15 protein-coding genes and 1 pseudogene are annotated in these 14525 nt (G+C 48.3%); 5 read left to right on the top strand and 11 right to left on the bottom strand.

From position 1 onward, the window contains the following. Window positions 1-91 precede the first annotated feature (91 nt). Complete coding sequence (gene mdoH / locus SBG_RS05165) at window positions 92-2635, bottom strand: glucans biosynthesis glucosyltransferase MdoH (RefSeq protein WP_001044617.1); 2544 nt, start codon at window positions 2633-2635, stop codon at window positions 92-94. Then, window positions 2628-4163 carry a glucans biosynthesis protein MdoG gene (gene mdoG / locus SBG_RS05160; RefSeq protein WP_015702814.1) on the bottom strand — a complete coding sequence of 512 codons (1536 nt, stop codon included), beginning with the start codon at window positions 4161-4163 and terminating at the stop codon, window positions 2628-2630. The genes mdoH and mdoG overlap by 8 nt, the downstream gene beginning before the upstream one ends. A 270-nt stretch (window positions 4164-4433) precedes the next feature. Between mdoG and mdoC the strand changes: the two genes are divergently transcribed. After that, window positions 4434-5588, top strand: coding sequence for a glucans biosynthesis protein MdoC (gene mdoC / locus SBG_RS05155; protein WP_000100144.1), 1155 nt, complete (start codon window positions 4434-4436; stop codon window positions 5586-5588). Between the two features lie 16 nt (window positions 5589-5604). Here the strand turns inward: mdoC and SBG_RS05150 are convergent, their stop codons facing one another. The 6 genes and pseudogenes from SBG_RS05150 to csgB all read right to left on the bottom strand — a co-directional run bounded on the left by SBG_RS05150 (window position 5605) and on the right by csgB (window position 9453). Next, a complete protein-coding gene (locus SBG_RS05150; protein WP_015702813.1) occupies window positions 5605-7092 on the bottom strand; it encodes a phospholipase D family protein in 1488 nt (495 codons plus the stop codon). Then, complete coding sequence (ymdB, locus tag SBG_RS05145) at window positions 7028-7567, bottom strand: O-acetyl-ADP-ribose deacetylase (RefSeq protein ID WP_024134982.1); 540 nt, start codon at window positions 7565-7567, stop codon at window positions 7028-7030. Before ymdB ends, SBG_RS05150 begins: the two co-directional genes overlap by 65 nt. Before the next feature lie 95 nt (window positions 7568-7662). After that, window positions 7663-7982, bottom strand: a pseudogene (locus tag SBG_RS23390) (type 1 fimbrial protein). 130 nt (window positions 7983-8112) lie between these two features. Further along, window positions 8113-8439, bottom strand: a complete 327-nt coding sequence (csgC, locus tag SBG_RS05135) for a curli assembly chaperone CsgC (RefSeq protein ID WP_000557253.1) — start codon at window positions 8437-8439, stop codon at window positions 8113-8115. A gap of 61 nt (window positions 8440-8500) precedes the next feature. After that, a complete protein-coding gene (gene csgA, locus SBG_RS05130) occupies window positions 8501-8956 on the bottom strand; it encodes a curli major subunit CsgA (RefSeq protein ID WP_000771416.1) in 456 nt (151 codons plus the stop codon). A 41-nt stretch (window positions 8957-8997) separates the two neighbouring features. Next, complete coding sequence (gene csgB, locus SBG_RS05125) at window positions 8998-9453, bottom strand: curli minor subunit CsgB (protein WP_000791660.1); 456 nt, start codon at window positions 9451-9453, stop codon at window positions 8998-9000. A gap of 767 nt (window positions 9454-10220) precedes the next feature. Here csgB and csgD point away from each other — a divergent pair. Genes csgD through csgG form a run of 4 tightly spaced genes read left to right on the top strand, consistent with a single transcriptional unit; the run spans window position 10221 to window position 12574 of the window. Next, a complete protein-coding gene (gene csgD / locus SBG_RS05120; protein WP_000481522.1) occupies window positions 10221-10871 on the top strand; it encodes a biofilm master transcriptional regulator CsgD in 651 nt (216 codons plus the stop codon). Between the two features lie 4 nt (window positions 10872-10875). Beyond that, the gene (gene csgE / locus SBG_RS05115) at window positions 10876-11271 is read left to right on the top strand and encodes a curli production assembly/transport protein CsgE (RefSeq protein WP_000683729.1); all 396 of its coding nucleotides are present in this window, start codon (window positions 10876-10878) and stop codon (window positions 11269-11271) included. Window positions 11272-11297: 26 nt separating this feature from the next. Next, the gene (gene csgF / locus SBG_RS05110; protein ID WP_001264076.1) at window positions 11298-11714 is read left to right on the top strand and encodes a curli production assembly/transport protein CsgF; all 417 of its coding nucleotides are present in this window, start codon (window positions 11298-11300) and stop codon (window positions 11712-11714) included. A gap of 26 nt (window positions 11715-11740) precedes the next feature. Then, entirely contained in the window at window positions 11741-12574 is an 834-nt protein-coding gene (gene csgG / locus SBG_RS05105) for a curli production assembly/transport protein CsgG (protein ID WP_001137624.1), read from the top strand. A gap of 49 nt (window positions 12575-12623) precedes the next feature. Here csgG and SBG_RS05100 read toward each other — a convergent pair whose 3' ends face one another. The 3 genes from SBG_RS05100 to SBG_RS05090 all read right to left on the bottom strand — a co-directional run bounded on the left by SBG_RS05100 (window position 12624) and on the right by SBG_RS05090 (window position 14519). Next, window positions 12624-13106: a DUF1097 domain-containing protein gene (locus tag SBG_RS05100; RefSeq protein WP_043942384.1), complete on the bottom strand. Its 483-nt coding sequence runs from the start codon at window positions 13104-13106 to the stop codon at window positions 12624-12626. A gap of 100 nt (window positions 13107-13206) precedes the next feature. Continuing rightward, on the bottom strand, window positions 13207-13758 hold the full coding sequence (locus SBG_RS05095) for a TorD/DmsD family molecular chaperone (protein WP_001001893.1): 552 nt from the start codon (window positions 13756-13758) through the stop codon (window positions 13207-13209). Window positions 13759-13781: 23 nt separating this feature from the next. Then, entirely contained in the window at window positions 13782-14519 is a 738-nt protein-coding gene (locus SBG_RS05090) for a phosphatase (protein ID WP_000283639.1), read from the bottom strand. Window positions 14520-14525: the final 6 nt, after the last annotated feature.

The raw sequence follows: 14525 nt of genomic DNA, 5'->3' as shown, positions 1-14525 counted from the left end.
AACTTTCAGTATAAAAATACCGGCTTTATGCCGGTATTTTTCACTTTATTATAGGCCTGGCAAGCGCATCGCCATCAAGACCTGACTTCCTCTATCCGACAGACGATAGTCGGCCCTGCAACGCCTGCGGATTCAGAACAAGAGATTGATAATGGTTCACCCAGGAAGAGTATCTCTCTGGCGCATTCCAGACGCGATAGTGTAAACGCGCCATTGTCACCGGATCGCTTAGCAAAACCAGACGACGGTCGCGGTTCAGTTTCTCCGGCGTTTCGTTCAGCGCCTGCTCCACATGGCGATCGCGGGCAATTTCCAGAACTTTACTGGCGCGGTGACGCGCAGTGGCCATGGCGGTTGCCAGCGCATTAAGCGATGGGTTAAACACCGCATGCATAAAGCCATCATCCAGAATACGACGACGATTCATCTCCAGATATTTATCGGTATCGACCAGCACTTGCGGCGGTGAATACTCTTCCGGGATCAGGAACAGCTTCCAACGTTTGGTGCGTAATCCAACCGTTGAACGGCTGGAGAACACGGAGACAAAAGGCGACAAAATCAGTGAAAAGACAATCGGCGCCAGCCAGAACAGAAAACGTAAGTCCAGCCAGGCCATACCAACCGCCCAGACCAGCCCCAGCAGCAACTGCGAGCCATGACGCATAAAGGCCTCACCCCACGGCGTAGAGTCATCATCACGCTGCGGCGAATTCCAGACCACCTCCCAGCCGAGAAACGCGCTGACCACAAATACGGTATGAAACAGCATACGCACCGGAGCCAGCAATACAGAGAACAGAACCTCCAGCAACAGCGACAACGTAACGCGCCAGAAGCCACCATACTCTTTAGTGCCTTTGCACCAGATCAACATAATGCTGAGCAGTTTGGGCAAGAACAGCAGCACCATGGTTGAGGCAAACAGCGCAATCGCCAGTTCAGGACGCCACTGCGGCCAGACCGGAAAAAGCTGACGCGGCTGGAGAAAGTATTGCGGTTCCGTTAACGCATGAACGACCTGCAGAGCGGTAGAAAGCGCGAGGAACATAAACCACAACGGTGCCGACAGATAAGACATCACCCCCGTCAGGAATACGGCGCGATGCACCGGGTGCATCCCTTTCACCAGGAACAGACGGAAGTTCATCAGGTTGCCGTGGCACCATCGGCGATCGCGTTTAAGTTCATCAAGCAGGTTTGGCGGCAGCTCTTCATAGGAACCGGGCAGATCGTAGGCGATCCAGACGCCCCATCCTGCCCGACGCATCAGCGCAGCTTCGACAAAGTCATGCGAAAGAATCGATCCGGCGAACGATCCTTCTCCCGGCAGCGGCGCCAGAGCACAATGCTCAATAAACGGCTTCACGCGGATGATAGCGTTGTGGCCCCAGTAGTGCGACTCCCCCAGTTGCCAGAAATGCAACCCGGCGGTAAACAGCGGACCATAGACACGGGTTGCAAACTGCTGGCAGCGCGCATACAGAGTATCCATCCCCGATGCTTTCGGCGAGGACTGAATAATTCCGGCATTTGGATTTGCCTCCATCAGGCGCACCAGGCCGCTCAGACACTCTCCACTCATTACGGAGTCTGCATCCAGCACCACCATATAGCTGTACTGATTGCCCCAGCGGCGACAAAAATCGTCAATATTGCCGCTTTTGCGTTTCACGCGGCGGCGACGGCGGCGGTAAAAAATTTGCCCTTCGCCCTGCACTTCCGCAATCAGCTCCATCCATGCTTTTTGTTCCGCGACGCAGATGTCAGGATTGTAGCTATCGCTAAGGATATAGACATCGAAATGCGCGGCGTTGCCTGTCGCTTTTACAGACTCCCAGGTGGCACGCAGACCAGCAAAAACGCGGCTAACATCTTCATTACAGATAGGCATAATCAGCGCCGTCCGGTGTTCCGGATTGAGCGGCTCATCACCCACCGTAGACGCGGAAATACTGTACTTATCGCGCCCGATAAGCAGTTGCAGGAATCCCATTAGTGCCGTCCAGAACCCGGCTGACACCCAGCAGAACAGCACAGCAAACAGAATAAGGATACCGGTTTGCAACACGTAAGGCAGGAGTTGCATAAAGGAGACCCAAATATCCTGCCCTACCATATCCATAGGGTTGATCAGCGCCCATCCCTGATAAGGCAAAATCGTCTTCATATACCAGGTGGCGACGACTGTCTGCGCGAGAGTCAGAATCAACAGTATGTAGCGACGTACAGTGCCGACGGTGCGCCATTTTTGCTCGCTCGCCTGCTCTTCTTTGGTCAGACGGGAAACATAGCGCGGCGTGACATCCCGCCCACGCAGACGATCCCAAAAACGGCCAACCGGGTTGGTTCGCCAGGGGTCGGGAGACATTGAAGAGCGCGTCGCTTTCGGCATCGCCTGCAGTTGGTCACGCCCCTCATCATCTTTAATTAACTGCCCCTGTGCCAATGAGTCTGGCCAGGCTTGCTCAAGGCGGGCTTTTACGGAACCCTGCGGTGAATCATCTTCTCGCGAGTAAGTCCGATGCTCGGCATCCAGCGCCTGATGTACGGCGCGGATGTCAGTTTTCGGCAATGCCGCTTTCTCACGTTCTGAAAGCAACAGTGCGTCAATATACTCAGTTGTTTTATTCATTGGCAGGTAACTGGTAGCTCCAGGTTTCACTTAGCGTCTGATCGGCATTTACCAATGCGGCACGCATTTCCGTGGTTTTCTTCGCATCTTTGACTTTTACACGCAGCATTAAACGCCAGCCTTTAGTGACCGGGTTATAGCGTACATTACTGTCAACGATTTCGCCGTTATCGCCAATGCTGGTTTGCGCAGTGACAGGCGTATCCGGCGGCAGTTTTTTCATGTCAGCGCCGACGAAATCCACCACGAAAGCAATAGTACCGTCAGGCTGGCGAATCAGGTTCGATTGTTTAACATCGCCCGTTGAGCGGCGTGTCTGCAGCACCCAGGCGTTATCCGGAGCATGAAGTTTATCTTCATCACGGCTAAAGGTCAGAGTATATTTGAAATTCATCTCTTTACCCGGTTCCGGCAACTGATCCGGCGTCCAGTAAGCGACGATATTGTCGTTGGTTTCATCATTAGTCGGGATTTCAACCAGTTCAACCTTACCTTTCCCCCAGTCGCCTTTCGGGGTAATCCAGGCGCTTGGACGCAAGTCGTACCGATCGTCTAAATCTTCAAAGCGCGAGAACTCGCGACCCCGCTGCAACAGGCCAAATCCCTGCGGATTCTCCATTGCATAGCTACTCACGGCGAGATGTTTCGGATTGTTCAGCGGACGCCAAATCCATTCGCCATTACCCGCATGAATGGATAACCCGTTAGAGTCATGTAACTCCGGGCGATAGTTGGTCGTCGGCGAAGGCTGGTTTGGCCCAAACAGGAACATACTGGTTAGTGGCGCAACGCCCAGTTTGCCCACTTTGTCACGCAGATAGACTTTTGACTGTACGTCCACCACGGTATCGCGGCCCGGGATGATGACAAAACGGTATGCGCCGGTCGCCCGCGGAGAATCCAGCAATGCATAGACGGTCAAACGTTTATCTGTCGGTTTTGGCCGTTCAATCCAGAACTCGCGAAAGCGGGGAAACTCTTCACCAGATGGCAAAGCGGTATCAATCGCCAGGCCGCGTGCAGATAAGCCATACACCTGGCCTGCGCCGATAACGCGGAAATAGCTGGCGCCAAGCATACTGACGATTTCGTCGTTCTTATCTTTACTGTTGATGGGGTACAGGACTTTGAACCCGGCGAAGCCTAAATCTTTTACCGTGTCTTTATCGTGCTGAACATTGCCAAAATTGAAGTAATCCGGGCTGTATTTGATTCTTTTGACCGTCGTCGCCGTCACTTCGTTGATCTTAACCGGCGTATCGAAGTACATCCCCTGATGGTAAAATTCGAGCTTAAATGGAGTCTTTAAGTTGTTCCAGTATGCTTTGTCGCTGTTAAACTGGATCTGCTGATAATCCGCATATTTCATGTCGCGGAAAACGGAGGGCAAGTTGCTTTTAGGCGCTTCATAGCCTTTCCCGGCTAAAGATTGGGCTTGTTTTGCCACGTCATCAATACTGAACGCCCAGCTCGATGATGCGTAAAGTGTTAACATAACAGCTGCACCCAACCAACGCATTTTCATCATTTGTCGTTTATGTTTCATAATAAGTAAGCACTTCCCCCTTTGTGTGCTTATATCGATCCGATCTATTTTAATGGATAATCAGGCATTACGACAACTGAATCCCGGCTTTGTTCAGCGCGCTGGCTCATGGATTAAGCACCTCCCGGCCTGTTTTCACTTTGCGTGCTTATCCTGGAGACAGGTTGTCGGAGTTGGTGTAGGGTTGCCACCGAATGTAACCCTAATTCGCCTTATGGATAAGGCGAAAAATCTGAGAATATGTGACCTTATATGAGCTCTGTATCTGCGCCGCGCGAATATTTTCTTGACTCTATCCGCGCATGGTTGATGTTGTTAGGGATTCCCTTTCATATCTCATTGATCTATTCCACTCACAGCTGGCATGTCAATAGCACCGCGCCATCGTGGTGGCTGACCCTGTTTAACGATTTTATCCATGCTTTTCGTATGCAGGTGTTTTTTGTTATTTCCGGTTATTTTTCATACATGTTGTTTTTACGTTATCCGTTAAAACGTTGGTGGAAAGTTCGTGTAGAACGTGTGGGGATTCCTATGCTCACCGCCATTCCTTTGCTTACCTTGCCGCAATTTATTATGTTGCAATTTGTCAAGGGGAAAACCGAGAACTGGCATACGCTTTCTTTCTATGAAAAATATAATACCCTGGTGTGGGAGCTCATTTCGCATCTGTGGTTTTTACTGGTGCTGGTGATATTAACCACTGTCAGCATCGGGATTTTCACCTGGTTCCAAAATAGAGCAGAAAAAAGCCAACAGCATTCTACTGACATATCACTGGTTACACTTTCGTTTATTTTTCTCCTGCTGGGTATAGGCTACGCAGCCATCCGGCGCACTATTTTTAGTCTATATCCCGCGATTCTCAGCGATGGCATGTTCAATTTTATCGTAATGCAAACGCTATTTTATGTGCCTTTTTTTATCCTCGGCGCACTGGCGTTTATTCATCCCGGGCTTAAGGCACGCTTTACGACGCCATCACGCGGTTGTACCTTAGCCGCCGCCGCTGCTTTTGTCGCTTATTTGCTGAATCAGCGTTATGGGAGCGGCGACGGCTGGATGTATGAAACCGAATCCGTCATTACGATGCTGATGGGGCTATGGATGGTAAACGTGGTGTTTTCGCTGGGGTACCGACTGTTAAACTTCCAGTCCGCACGCGTAACCTATTTTGTTAATGCTTCGCTGTTTATTTATCTGGTGCATCATCCCTTAACCCTCTTCTTTGGCGCTTATATCACACCGCATATTACCTCCAACCTGCTCGGGTTCTTATGTGGGCTGATATTTGTCATTGGTATTGCGTTAATTCTGTATGAAATCCATTTACGTATACCGTTACTAAAATTTCTCTTTTCAGGTAAGCCACTTGTAAAACGAAAAACCCACGTCGCGTGCGATTAGCCTCCTACGCGCCGGCTTAAAGCAACCATTCAACAGGTAAAATTGACGCCAGCCGTACCAGAACCCGCTGCCAGAAACGCGTTGCGGGTTCTTTCTTTACTACTATTTCCTCTTCTTGCTGTCGATCGACCCAGTTAATTCGTCCCCAGCGATCCAGCCGGAGTTGCCAGGCCGCATCGCGCTGGCTTTGCGTAAAACGCTTGTGAATGAGCGTTGCCAGCGTTTCACTTTCAATCACAAACCCCATTTCGGTATTCAAAAGCGTTGAACGAGGATCAAAATTGAGTGACCCGATAAATACTTTACTACCGTCAATACTGAACGTTTTGGCATGTAAACTGGAGCCTGAGTTCCCGGTGAGTCCCCGATCATGTACGACAGTTTCATGTTCACGGGTCGGTTTCAGTTCGTAGAGCTCCACGCCATAACGCAGTAATTTTTTTCGCCACCGCGCGTACCCCGCATGAACCACCGCCACATCGTTTGCCGCGAGGGAGTTAGTTAAGATAGCGATCTTTACCCCTTTTCTGACCAGATTAAGCAGCTGCGCCACACCTGCGCGTGTAGGGACGAAGTAAGCAGAAATAATATCAATACGCTCTGTGGGCTCTCCCATCACGTCAAATAATCGCTGCGGAAGTAGCGAATGGCGCTGCGCCTTTCCCTCGCCTTTGGAAGGATCATCGCTAAGTAACCTGGTTTTTGCCCAAATCAACGGCAACGCACCGCGATCCAGATGGGACATAAACTGACTGGTTTCCAGCTTATGCAGATAACGACGGGTGATCTCATCGTTATACCAGGATTCGGGAAGTTCGATACGCTGCGTTAGTTCCTGCTCCGAAAGGGATAACACTTGCTGCAGGGTCGACACTGAACTACAGCGCCAGTAACGTTCAAAGTCGTTGGCAACATCGTTGACTACAGGGCCAATCGCCATTACATCCAGATCGGAAAACAGCGGTTCCTCGCCAGCGCCAAAATAGGCGTCACCAATGTTGCGCCCGCCGACCAGCGTCACCACGCCGTCGGCGGTATAGCTTTTATTGTGCATTCGCCGATTAAGCCGGGCGAAATCGGTCAAATACCCCAGGGCGCGTAACGTACGAAAAGAAAAAGGGTTAAACAGACGAACTTCGATATTGGGGTGGCTATCAAGCAGCCGCAGCGTATCATCCAGGCCTGGCGTGTTATTATCATCCAGCAGTAAACGAACATGAACGCCACGTTTCGCCGCCGACAACAGTACCGAAAAGAGCAGACGTCCGGACATATCGTCTTCCCAAATATAGTACTGCACATCCAGCGTTCGCTCCGCCATTTCAGTCAGGCGATAGCGGGCGGCAAAAGCATCCAGACTGTTATCCAGCGCCAGGATGCCGCATTGTCCGGGATGGCGCGCGCATAACGGTTCAACAGCACGCTCCAGACGCGTCTTATCAGGCAGAGGCGTCGCCTTGCTGGGTAAGTAATCTTGCGTAAAGCCGGGCATTTTCTTCATCATAACAGACAAAGTATACCTGTTCAGGTAGAGCGTAACGGGTAATAAAATCTGAAACCGTCCTGACGGCGATTTCAGCGGCCTGGGCGCGTGGGTAACCATAAACGCCGGTACTGATTGCCGGAAAAGCGACAGAACGATACCCATTCGCCTCGGCAAGCCGCAGGCAGTTCCGGTACGCCTCTTCGAGTAACTCAGCTTCCTGATGTTCACCACCTCGCCAGACGGGGCCCACCGTATGAATAACTGCCTTTGCAGAAAGCTTGCCGGCAGGCGTGATAACCGCCTGTCCCGTCGGACATTCCCCCTGCTGCTGACGGATTTTTTTACAGGCATCCAATAATGACGGCCCCGCCGCACGATGAATAGCGCCGTCTACTCCGCCGCCTCCCATTAATGACGCATTAGCGGCATTCACAATCGCATCCACGCCAAGCCGGGTGATATCACCTTGTATAACCTGAAGACGTGATTTCATCATTCCCCCTTGTCTTACGTTATCAGCAAAGTGTACAACAGGGTGTTCAGCGTAGTCGCTCTTTTTAATATCGATAGACCTTCCTGTTACCGTTACTAACGATATTCTATATTCATGACGGCCAAATTTTTTTGCTCATTCAGATAATGAAGTCGTACCGTCGCAAGGGATTGAATATCCTGCGATAAGACAGTTGCCTGCCGGAGGTTTATCTTATTCGCGTGTTTTTTACCTTCACGTACACAGGTTAACGCGATATTTCCGGCGTGAGTATGGACATCACACACTGACGCAACAATAGCACCGCGAAAGTGAATAACACCGCCCTGAACCGTTTGTTATCCCCCTACAGGTTAATTAAAAAAACGCAGATGCATAGGCTTATGCCTGTAATATTTCTCTTTATGACGGACATGTTAACTCCCCAATGATGAAATATCCTCGAGGGTTCGGCGTTACCCTTTAACGACATGCCGAGACGATGAAACTTTTTATCGCCTCTTCATACACAGGCTAACCACGCTATTTATACCATCATCAAAAAGCTAAGGTCCAGAAGGCGGCCATTGTTGTGATAAATGTAGCGATTGTCCGTCCGAAACAGTAACAATAATTTTAACCGAGTCCTCTGCCGATACATTTATACTAAGACGGGACAACTCAATGGGTTGATTAGCAGGTAAAGATAGCGTTTGCTTTTGCTGTGTATGACTTTGCCCCCCGGCCCCATCGCGCACAGACAGAATTTGCACCTGACAGACGCAGGGGTCACTTAACGTTACCTGAGGAATGACCGTGTAAATATCGCCTTGCTGAGTAGTGGCGAAAGTAATCTGGTTTGAGAGTGCGGCAAGGAGCAATAAAGTATGCATAATTTTCTCCCGAAAAAAAACAGGGCTTACGCCCTGTTTTTTTATTAGCACAGACGCTAAATTAATACTGGTTAGCCGTAGCGTTGTTGCCAAAACCAACCTGACGAACCATGACGCTGGAATCAGATGCGGTCTGATTGACCAGTGCGGCGTTATTACCGCCGTATTGACCTACAGTAATATCCGAGTTTTTAGCGTTCCACTGATCGATGGTGGCATTGTTTCTGAAACCATTCTGAGTCAGTTCGATAGTGCTATTATCTGCACCCTGGCCCACATCGGCACCGTTACCATAACCGCTTTGGGTAATGGTCGTTTCAGATTTACGGGCATCACTTTGCAGAGCAAGCGCAGCGTTAGCAGAACCATACTGATAGATGCTCAATGTTGAATCCGGGCCGGAACTATTACCGCCGCCGTTATGATTACCGCCGCCGCCCCATTGTGGGACTACGCCTGCCAGAGCACTGCCAGAAACCACGATTGCTGCGAATGCTGCCACTTTTAAAAGTTTCATGGTAAAACCCCCATCGGATTGATTTAAAAGTCGTAACGGTATTAGCGTTGAGTTACGCGAATAGCCATATGCGACTGTTTCTGCACTACAACTGCTGTTTTTTGCGTACCATATTGGGTAATATTGGCTTTATTCCCAGAACCTTTCTGGATAATAGCCGCACTATTACCGTAAGCACTTTGCGATATACTTGCATCATTGGCATTGCCCGTCTGCTCAATATATGCAAAGTTATAATTCCCTGCCTGGTCAACTCTCGCCCGATTATTTCCCCCTTCTTGTGAGATAATGGACAATAGTTTTGAGCCCTCCTGGCGTACCCTGGCACTATTATCCGTGCCGACTTGACCAATAATGGCTGCCTGATTAAATGAAGATTTACTTAATTCATTTACCGCAAAATTATATTCTGAGCGAGCCAGATCATAATTTGTCGCGGTTGCAATCCCAGGCACCCCCAGTATTGTCAACATCATAAATAACAGTTTGTTTTTCATGCTGTCACCCTGGACCTGGTCGTACATAGCAAAAATTATCTCTTACCTTACAACTTACCTATTTGTTAACGCCATACGTTTTTGTTAACGCGGCGTTACGATGAAGAGTATGTCTGTGGAAATATTTTTTATAACTCACCCACCAGTGGTATTTTTATATTTAAGCTCATACCAAAGTGCTAATAACACGATAATTATATGATTAGTTGCAAATGGTTTTCTACCGAAGAAGATAGCCTGACAAGCCAAAGAAAAATGAAGCATTGTGATGTGTCAGGCCGCTCTAAAGATGTCTTTGCCCCTTCCCGGGAAAGCAATACGTACAAGACGTGACACACTTCGTTTTTTTTGTCTTTGGCTTGTCCAGGTTAATGCTGCGTCTGCCTTTTTAAGGAAAAATAAAACAACAGTCACTTTTAACACAAATAAAATAACTAAAAATCAATATGTTAATATAATTTGTATGATTTTTTAAATCTATGCAATAAAAGTAAAATGTACAACTTTACTATCAAATCTAAACTTTAAAAAAACCACAAAACAACATTTCAATATATATTTTTACATCTTGTTACAAGTTTAACACTTGCTTTAAGATTTGTAATGGCTAGATTGAAAACAGTTAAAAGTATTTTCTCAAATATTTTTCTCTTTCTGGATAATGGGCTATTTCAACCCACAGCAGTGCAACATCTGTCAGTACTTCTGGTGCCTTTATTTTATGGAGGCAGCTGTCAGATGTGCGATTAAAAAAGTGGAGTTTCATCATGTTTAATGAAGTCCATAGTAGTCATGGTCATACATTATTGTTGATCACTAAACCCTCTCTGCAAGCTACGGCATTATTGCAGCATTTAAAACAGTCACTGGCGTTAACCGGAAAACTACATAATATTCAACGTTCTCTGGAAGATATCTCCACTGGCTGCATTGTTTTAATGGATATGATGGAAGCGGACAAAAAGCTTATCCATTATTGGCAGGATAATTTAAGCCGAAAAAACAATAATATAAAAACATTATTGTTAAATACGCCTGACGATTATCCCTACCGTGACATCGAAAACTGGCCTTATATCAACGGTGTTTTTTATGCTAATGAAGATCAGGAGCACGTCATCACCGGCTTACAGGGCATCCTGCGTGGTGAATGCTATTTTTCACAAAAATTAGCCAGTTACCTGATTACCCATTCGGGAAATTATCGCTATAACAGTACTGAATCCGCGTTACTGACCCATCGCGAAAAAGAGATCCTTAATAAGTTGCGTATAGGCGCCTCTAATAATGAAATCGCCAGGTCGCTATTTATTAGCGAAAATACGGTTAAGACACATCTTTATAATCTTTTCAAAAAGATAGCTGTTAAAAATCGTACTCAGGCAGTCTCATGGGCAAATGATAATCTGAGGCGCTAACGCCATGAAACACTATCAGCCCTGGATGGTTGCAGCAGCGTTCCTGTTTGCTGCTGGCAATCTTTATGCCAATGAAGTTGAAGTTGAGGTCCCCGGATTGTTAACCGACCACACCGTCTCTTCGATAGGACATGATTTCTATCGTGCTTTCAGCGACAAATGGGAAAGTGAGTACACCGGTAATCTGACCATTAATGAAAGACCCAGTGCGCGTTGGGGAAGCTGGATCACCATAACAGTAAATCAGGACGTTATTTTCCAGACATTTTTATTTCCAATGAAAAGAGACTTCGAGAAAACCGTGGTCTTCGCATTAGCGCAAACAGAGGAAGCATTAAATCGCCGGCAAATAGATCAAACGCTATTAAGCACAAGCGATTTAGCGCGTGATGAATTCTAAAACATAATTTTTATCCGGAGGCTGACATGCGTGTTAAACATGCAGTAGTTTTGCTCATGCTTTTTTCGCCATTAACCTGGGCCGGAAACATGACGTTCCAGTTCCGTAACCCCAACTTCGGCGGCAATCCCAATAACGGTTCCTTTTTATTGAATAGCGCCCAGGCGCAAAATTCATATAAAGATCCCAATTACGATGACGACTTTGGTATCGAAACCCCTACAGCGTTGGATAACTTTACTCAGGCTATCCAGTCACAAATTCTGGGTGGCCTGTTGACCAACATTAATACTGGCAAACCAGGCCGTATGGTAACCAACGACTTTATTATTGATATCGCTAACCGGGACGGACAGCTTCAACTCAACGTCACGGACAGAAAAACGGGAAGAACCTCGACTATCGAAGTGTCGGGTTTACAAACTCAGTCAACCGATTTTTAAGCTACAGTCACTAAAGGATATAAATCATGCCGCGCTTACTTATTTTGGTTGCCGTTTTATTGTTGAGTGGATGCTTAACGGCCCCGCCGAAACAAGCTGCAAAACCGACATTAATGCCCAGAGCACAAAGTTATAAGGATTTAACGCATTTACCTGTGCCATCCGGTAAGATTTTTGTTTCGGTATATAATATTCAGGATGAAACGGGCCAATTTAAACCTTACCCGGCAAGTAACTTTTCTACAGCAGTCCCACAGAGCGCAACAGCGATGTTGGTTACTGCCCTGAAGGATTCACGCTGGTTTATCCCGCTGGAGCGGCAGGGCTTACAAAATCTATTGAATGAACGAAAAATTATTCGCGCAGCCCAGGAAAATGGCACCGTAGCAATGAATAACCGTATTCCGCTTCAGTCGCTGACGGCGGCAAATATCATGGTGGAAGGATCCATTATTGGTTATGAAAGCAATGTGAAATCCGGCGGGGTCGGTGCCAGATATTTCGGTATTGGCGCCGACACGCAGTATCAGCTGGATCAGATTGCGGTAAACCTGCGCGTGGTTAACGTTAGCACAGGTGAAATTCTTTCTTCGGTGAATACCAGTAAAACAATTCTTTCCTATGAAGTACAGGCGGGCGTGTTCCGTTTCATTGATTACCAGCGTCTGCTTGAAGGCGAAATTGGCTACACCTCGAACGAACCGGTGATGCTGTGCCTGATGTCAGCCATTGAAACCGGTGTTATCTTCCTTATTAACGATGGTATCGATCGCGGGCTGTGGGATCTGCAAAATAAAGCGGACAGGCAAAATGACATCCTGGTGAGATACCGTGAACTGTCAGTACCGCCAGAATCCTGATAATACTTGATAATAAATGTGACAAAGCGTGGGGAAGAGCCCACGCTTTTTATTTGGTAACCGCGGTGTGTGCTGAACGTTGCTCGCGGCGCGATGCCAGCCATAACCCACTATTTTTCATAGCGTAGCCAAAGAGTAGCCCCAGCGCCAACGACGGTAACACCAGTCGCCAGTCGCCCTGCCCCGCAAATGTTGCACAGGCACCGATAAACGTTCCTGGTACGAAAGAAAGCAATAACTGCTTTGCCTGGATACACATCAGGAATGCCACGATCCCTGTCAATGCATAACTGACAATGTCCAGATGCGGTGCCAGGGCACTGCCGTGAATAATGACCAACGCCCACACCATGCCGCTTAACAACGTACAGGCTGAAATCAACAGTCCCTTCAGGCCGCCCTGCGGACAGGCAAAGTAGGCCGTACAACCTAAAAAACCAGCCCAGCTTAGCAACCCCAGAGAGACGGCCACCCATCCCCAAATTCCGGAAAGGATGCCCGTAGTAATAGCAATAGCAAGAAGTATGTTCATGCCGCGTATCATAGCAGAAAAGTGGCCTATTAATGAGATCACGCACACATTTTATGCAAAAATGAAAACGAGTTGCAGCTAAAGGTGATCATGATCACTTTTACTCTTCTTCTTCCTGGAGTTCATCCCACATGGCCCCTATTGCATCACGCGTTAAGGGTGCCAGGGTACGCCAGAATGGTGTTACGGCATGAGCTTCGACTTTCCCAAGGAAGGTGTTACACCAGGGAAGCAGATAATCGGCAAATAAGGTTTCCAGCGCTTCACTTTCATCTTCAGCAGACTGGTCTTCCAGCCAGGAGGCGGCGAGCAGTAAAGTGCCGATGTGATCGGCAGGCGTATCAGCCAACGGCATCCCCCGGGACGACAAAAAGGCACGAACATCGGATTCATTCGCCCCGTCCACCCACGCACTACGGTAAGGTGGCACTGCGCACTCTTCCCCTACAAATAGCGCATTGTAATCGGTGGAAATCTGCGTGATATCGCAGCTTTTCTGTAAGCGCGCCAGCATATCGTCCTGTTCCAGCGGCCAGTTTGCCGCCAGTTTACCTTCGCGGATTAAAGTAAACAGCGGAACCAGTAACGGGTCCTGCGGTTGGCGGTAATACAACGATCCCAGCACACGGCACAAGATTGAAAACTCATTCATTAATATCTTCTCATAAATAACGATTAAAGATCGGCGAATTCCGGTACAGGTTCCATACCGCGCGACTCGAGAAAGCCCAGTAGACGCTTCGGTGAAACGTTCAGGATTCGATCTTCCGGGAAGTTCACCGCGTCCAGTATTTTCCGGCACTCGGTGAAATCACCAAGCGTAAAAGCCGTATGGGAATCAGAACCTAACGCTACCCAGCCCCCCGCATCGCGTACCGCAGCAGCGACCGCGCGGCAATTCTCTTCGCTTCCTTTGCGCGAATGCAAAAAAGAAGAGTTATTGATTTCCAGAGCGACATGGTGTTTAGCCGCTGCCTGCGCGATGGCCGTAACCTCCACAGGATACTTTGGATTTCCAGGGTGACTGATAACGTGTACCTTACCGCTGGCGATGGTCGCGATCATCGCCTGAGTGTTGGTTTCTTTATCTTGCGGCGCAAAAACAGGCTCATGAAAACCCGCAATAATCAGATCCAGCGAATCGAACATCTTTCCGGAACAATCAATTTCACCGGCGATATTCTTGATATTCGCCTCAATGCCGCGCAGAATGCCTACGCCGTCAACCAGACGCGGCCAGATACGCATGTTAATAAAATGCCAGTGGTGCGGCGCATCATCCATATCCGGTCCATGGTCGGTAATCGCAAACAGTTTAATGCCTTTGCGTTTGGCTTCCGCGATATAATCGCTCAGCGTACTGTACGCATGAGTGCTGGCGACGGTGTGCATATGCAGGTCAACGGGATACATTGCTCT

The organism is Salmonella bongori NCTC 12419, assembly GCF_000252995.1.
GTDB lineage: Bacteria > Pseudomonadota > Gammaproteobacteria > Enterobacterales > Enterobacteriaceae > Salmonella > Salmonella bongori.
This window is presented reverse-complemented; position numbering and strand designations above follow the sequence as displayed.

Bases quoted from the DNA above. Each gene is read 5' to 3' on its own strand.
- mdoH (WP_001044617.1), bottom strand. From the start codon at position 2,635: ATGAATAAAACAACTGAGTATATTGACGCACTGTTGCTTTCAGAACGT.
- mdoG (WP_015702814.1), bottom strand. From the start codon at position 4,163: ATGATGAAAATGCGTTGGTTGGGTGCAGCTGTTATGTTAACACTTTAC.
- mdoC (WP_000100144.1), top strand. From the start codon at position 4,434: ATGAGCTCTGTATCTGCGCCGCGCGAATATTTTCTTGACTCTATCCGC.
- SBG_RS05150 (WP_015702813.1), bottom strand. From the start codon at position 7,092: ATGATGAAGAAAATGCCCGGCTTTACGCAAGATTACTTACCCAGCAAG.
- ymdB (WP_024134982.1), bottom strand. From the start codon at position 7,567: ATGAAATCACGTCTTCAGGTTATACAAGGTGATATCACCCGGCTTGGC.
- csgC (WP_000557253.1), bottom strand. From the start codon at position 8,439: ATGCATACTTTATTGCTCCTTGCCGCACTCTCAAACCAGATTACTTTC.
- csgA (WP_000771416.1), bottom strand. From the start codon at position 8,956: ATGAAACTTTTAAAAGTGGCAGCATTCGCAGCAATCGTGGTTTCTGGC.
- csgB (WP_000791660.1), bottom strand. From the start codon at position 9,453: ATGAAAAACAAACTGTTATTTATGATGTTGACAATACTGGGGGTGCCT.
- csgD (WP_000481522.1), top strand. From the start codon at position 10,221: ATGTTTAATGAAGTCCATAGTAGTCATGGTCATACATTATTGTTGATC.
- csgE (WP_000683729.1), top strand. From the start codon at position 10,876: ATGAAACACTATCAGCCCTGGATGGTTGCAGCAGCGTTCCTGTTTGCT.
- csgF (WP_001264076.1), top strand. From the start codon at position 11,298: ATGCGTGTTAAACATGCAGTAGTTTTGCTCATGCTTTTTTCGCCATTA.
- csgG (WP_001137624.1), top strand. From the start codon at position 11,741: ATGCCGCGCTTACTTATTTTGGTTGCCGTTTTATTGTTGAGTGGATGC.
- SBG_RS05100 (WP_043942384.1), bottom strand. From the start codon at position 13,106: ATGAACATACTTCTTGCTATTGCTATTACTACGGGCATCCTTTCCGGA.
- SBG_RS05095 (WP_001001893.1), bottom strand. From the start codon at position 13,758: ATGAATGAGTTTTCAATCTTGTGCCGTGTGCTGGGATCGTTGTATTAC.
- SBG_RS05090 (WP_000283639.1), bottom strand. From the start codon at position 14,519: ATGTATCCCGTTGACCTGCATATGCACACCGTCGCCAGCACTCATGCG.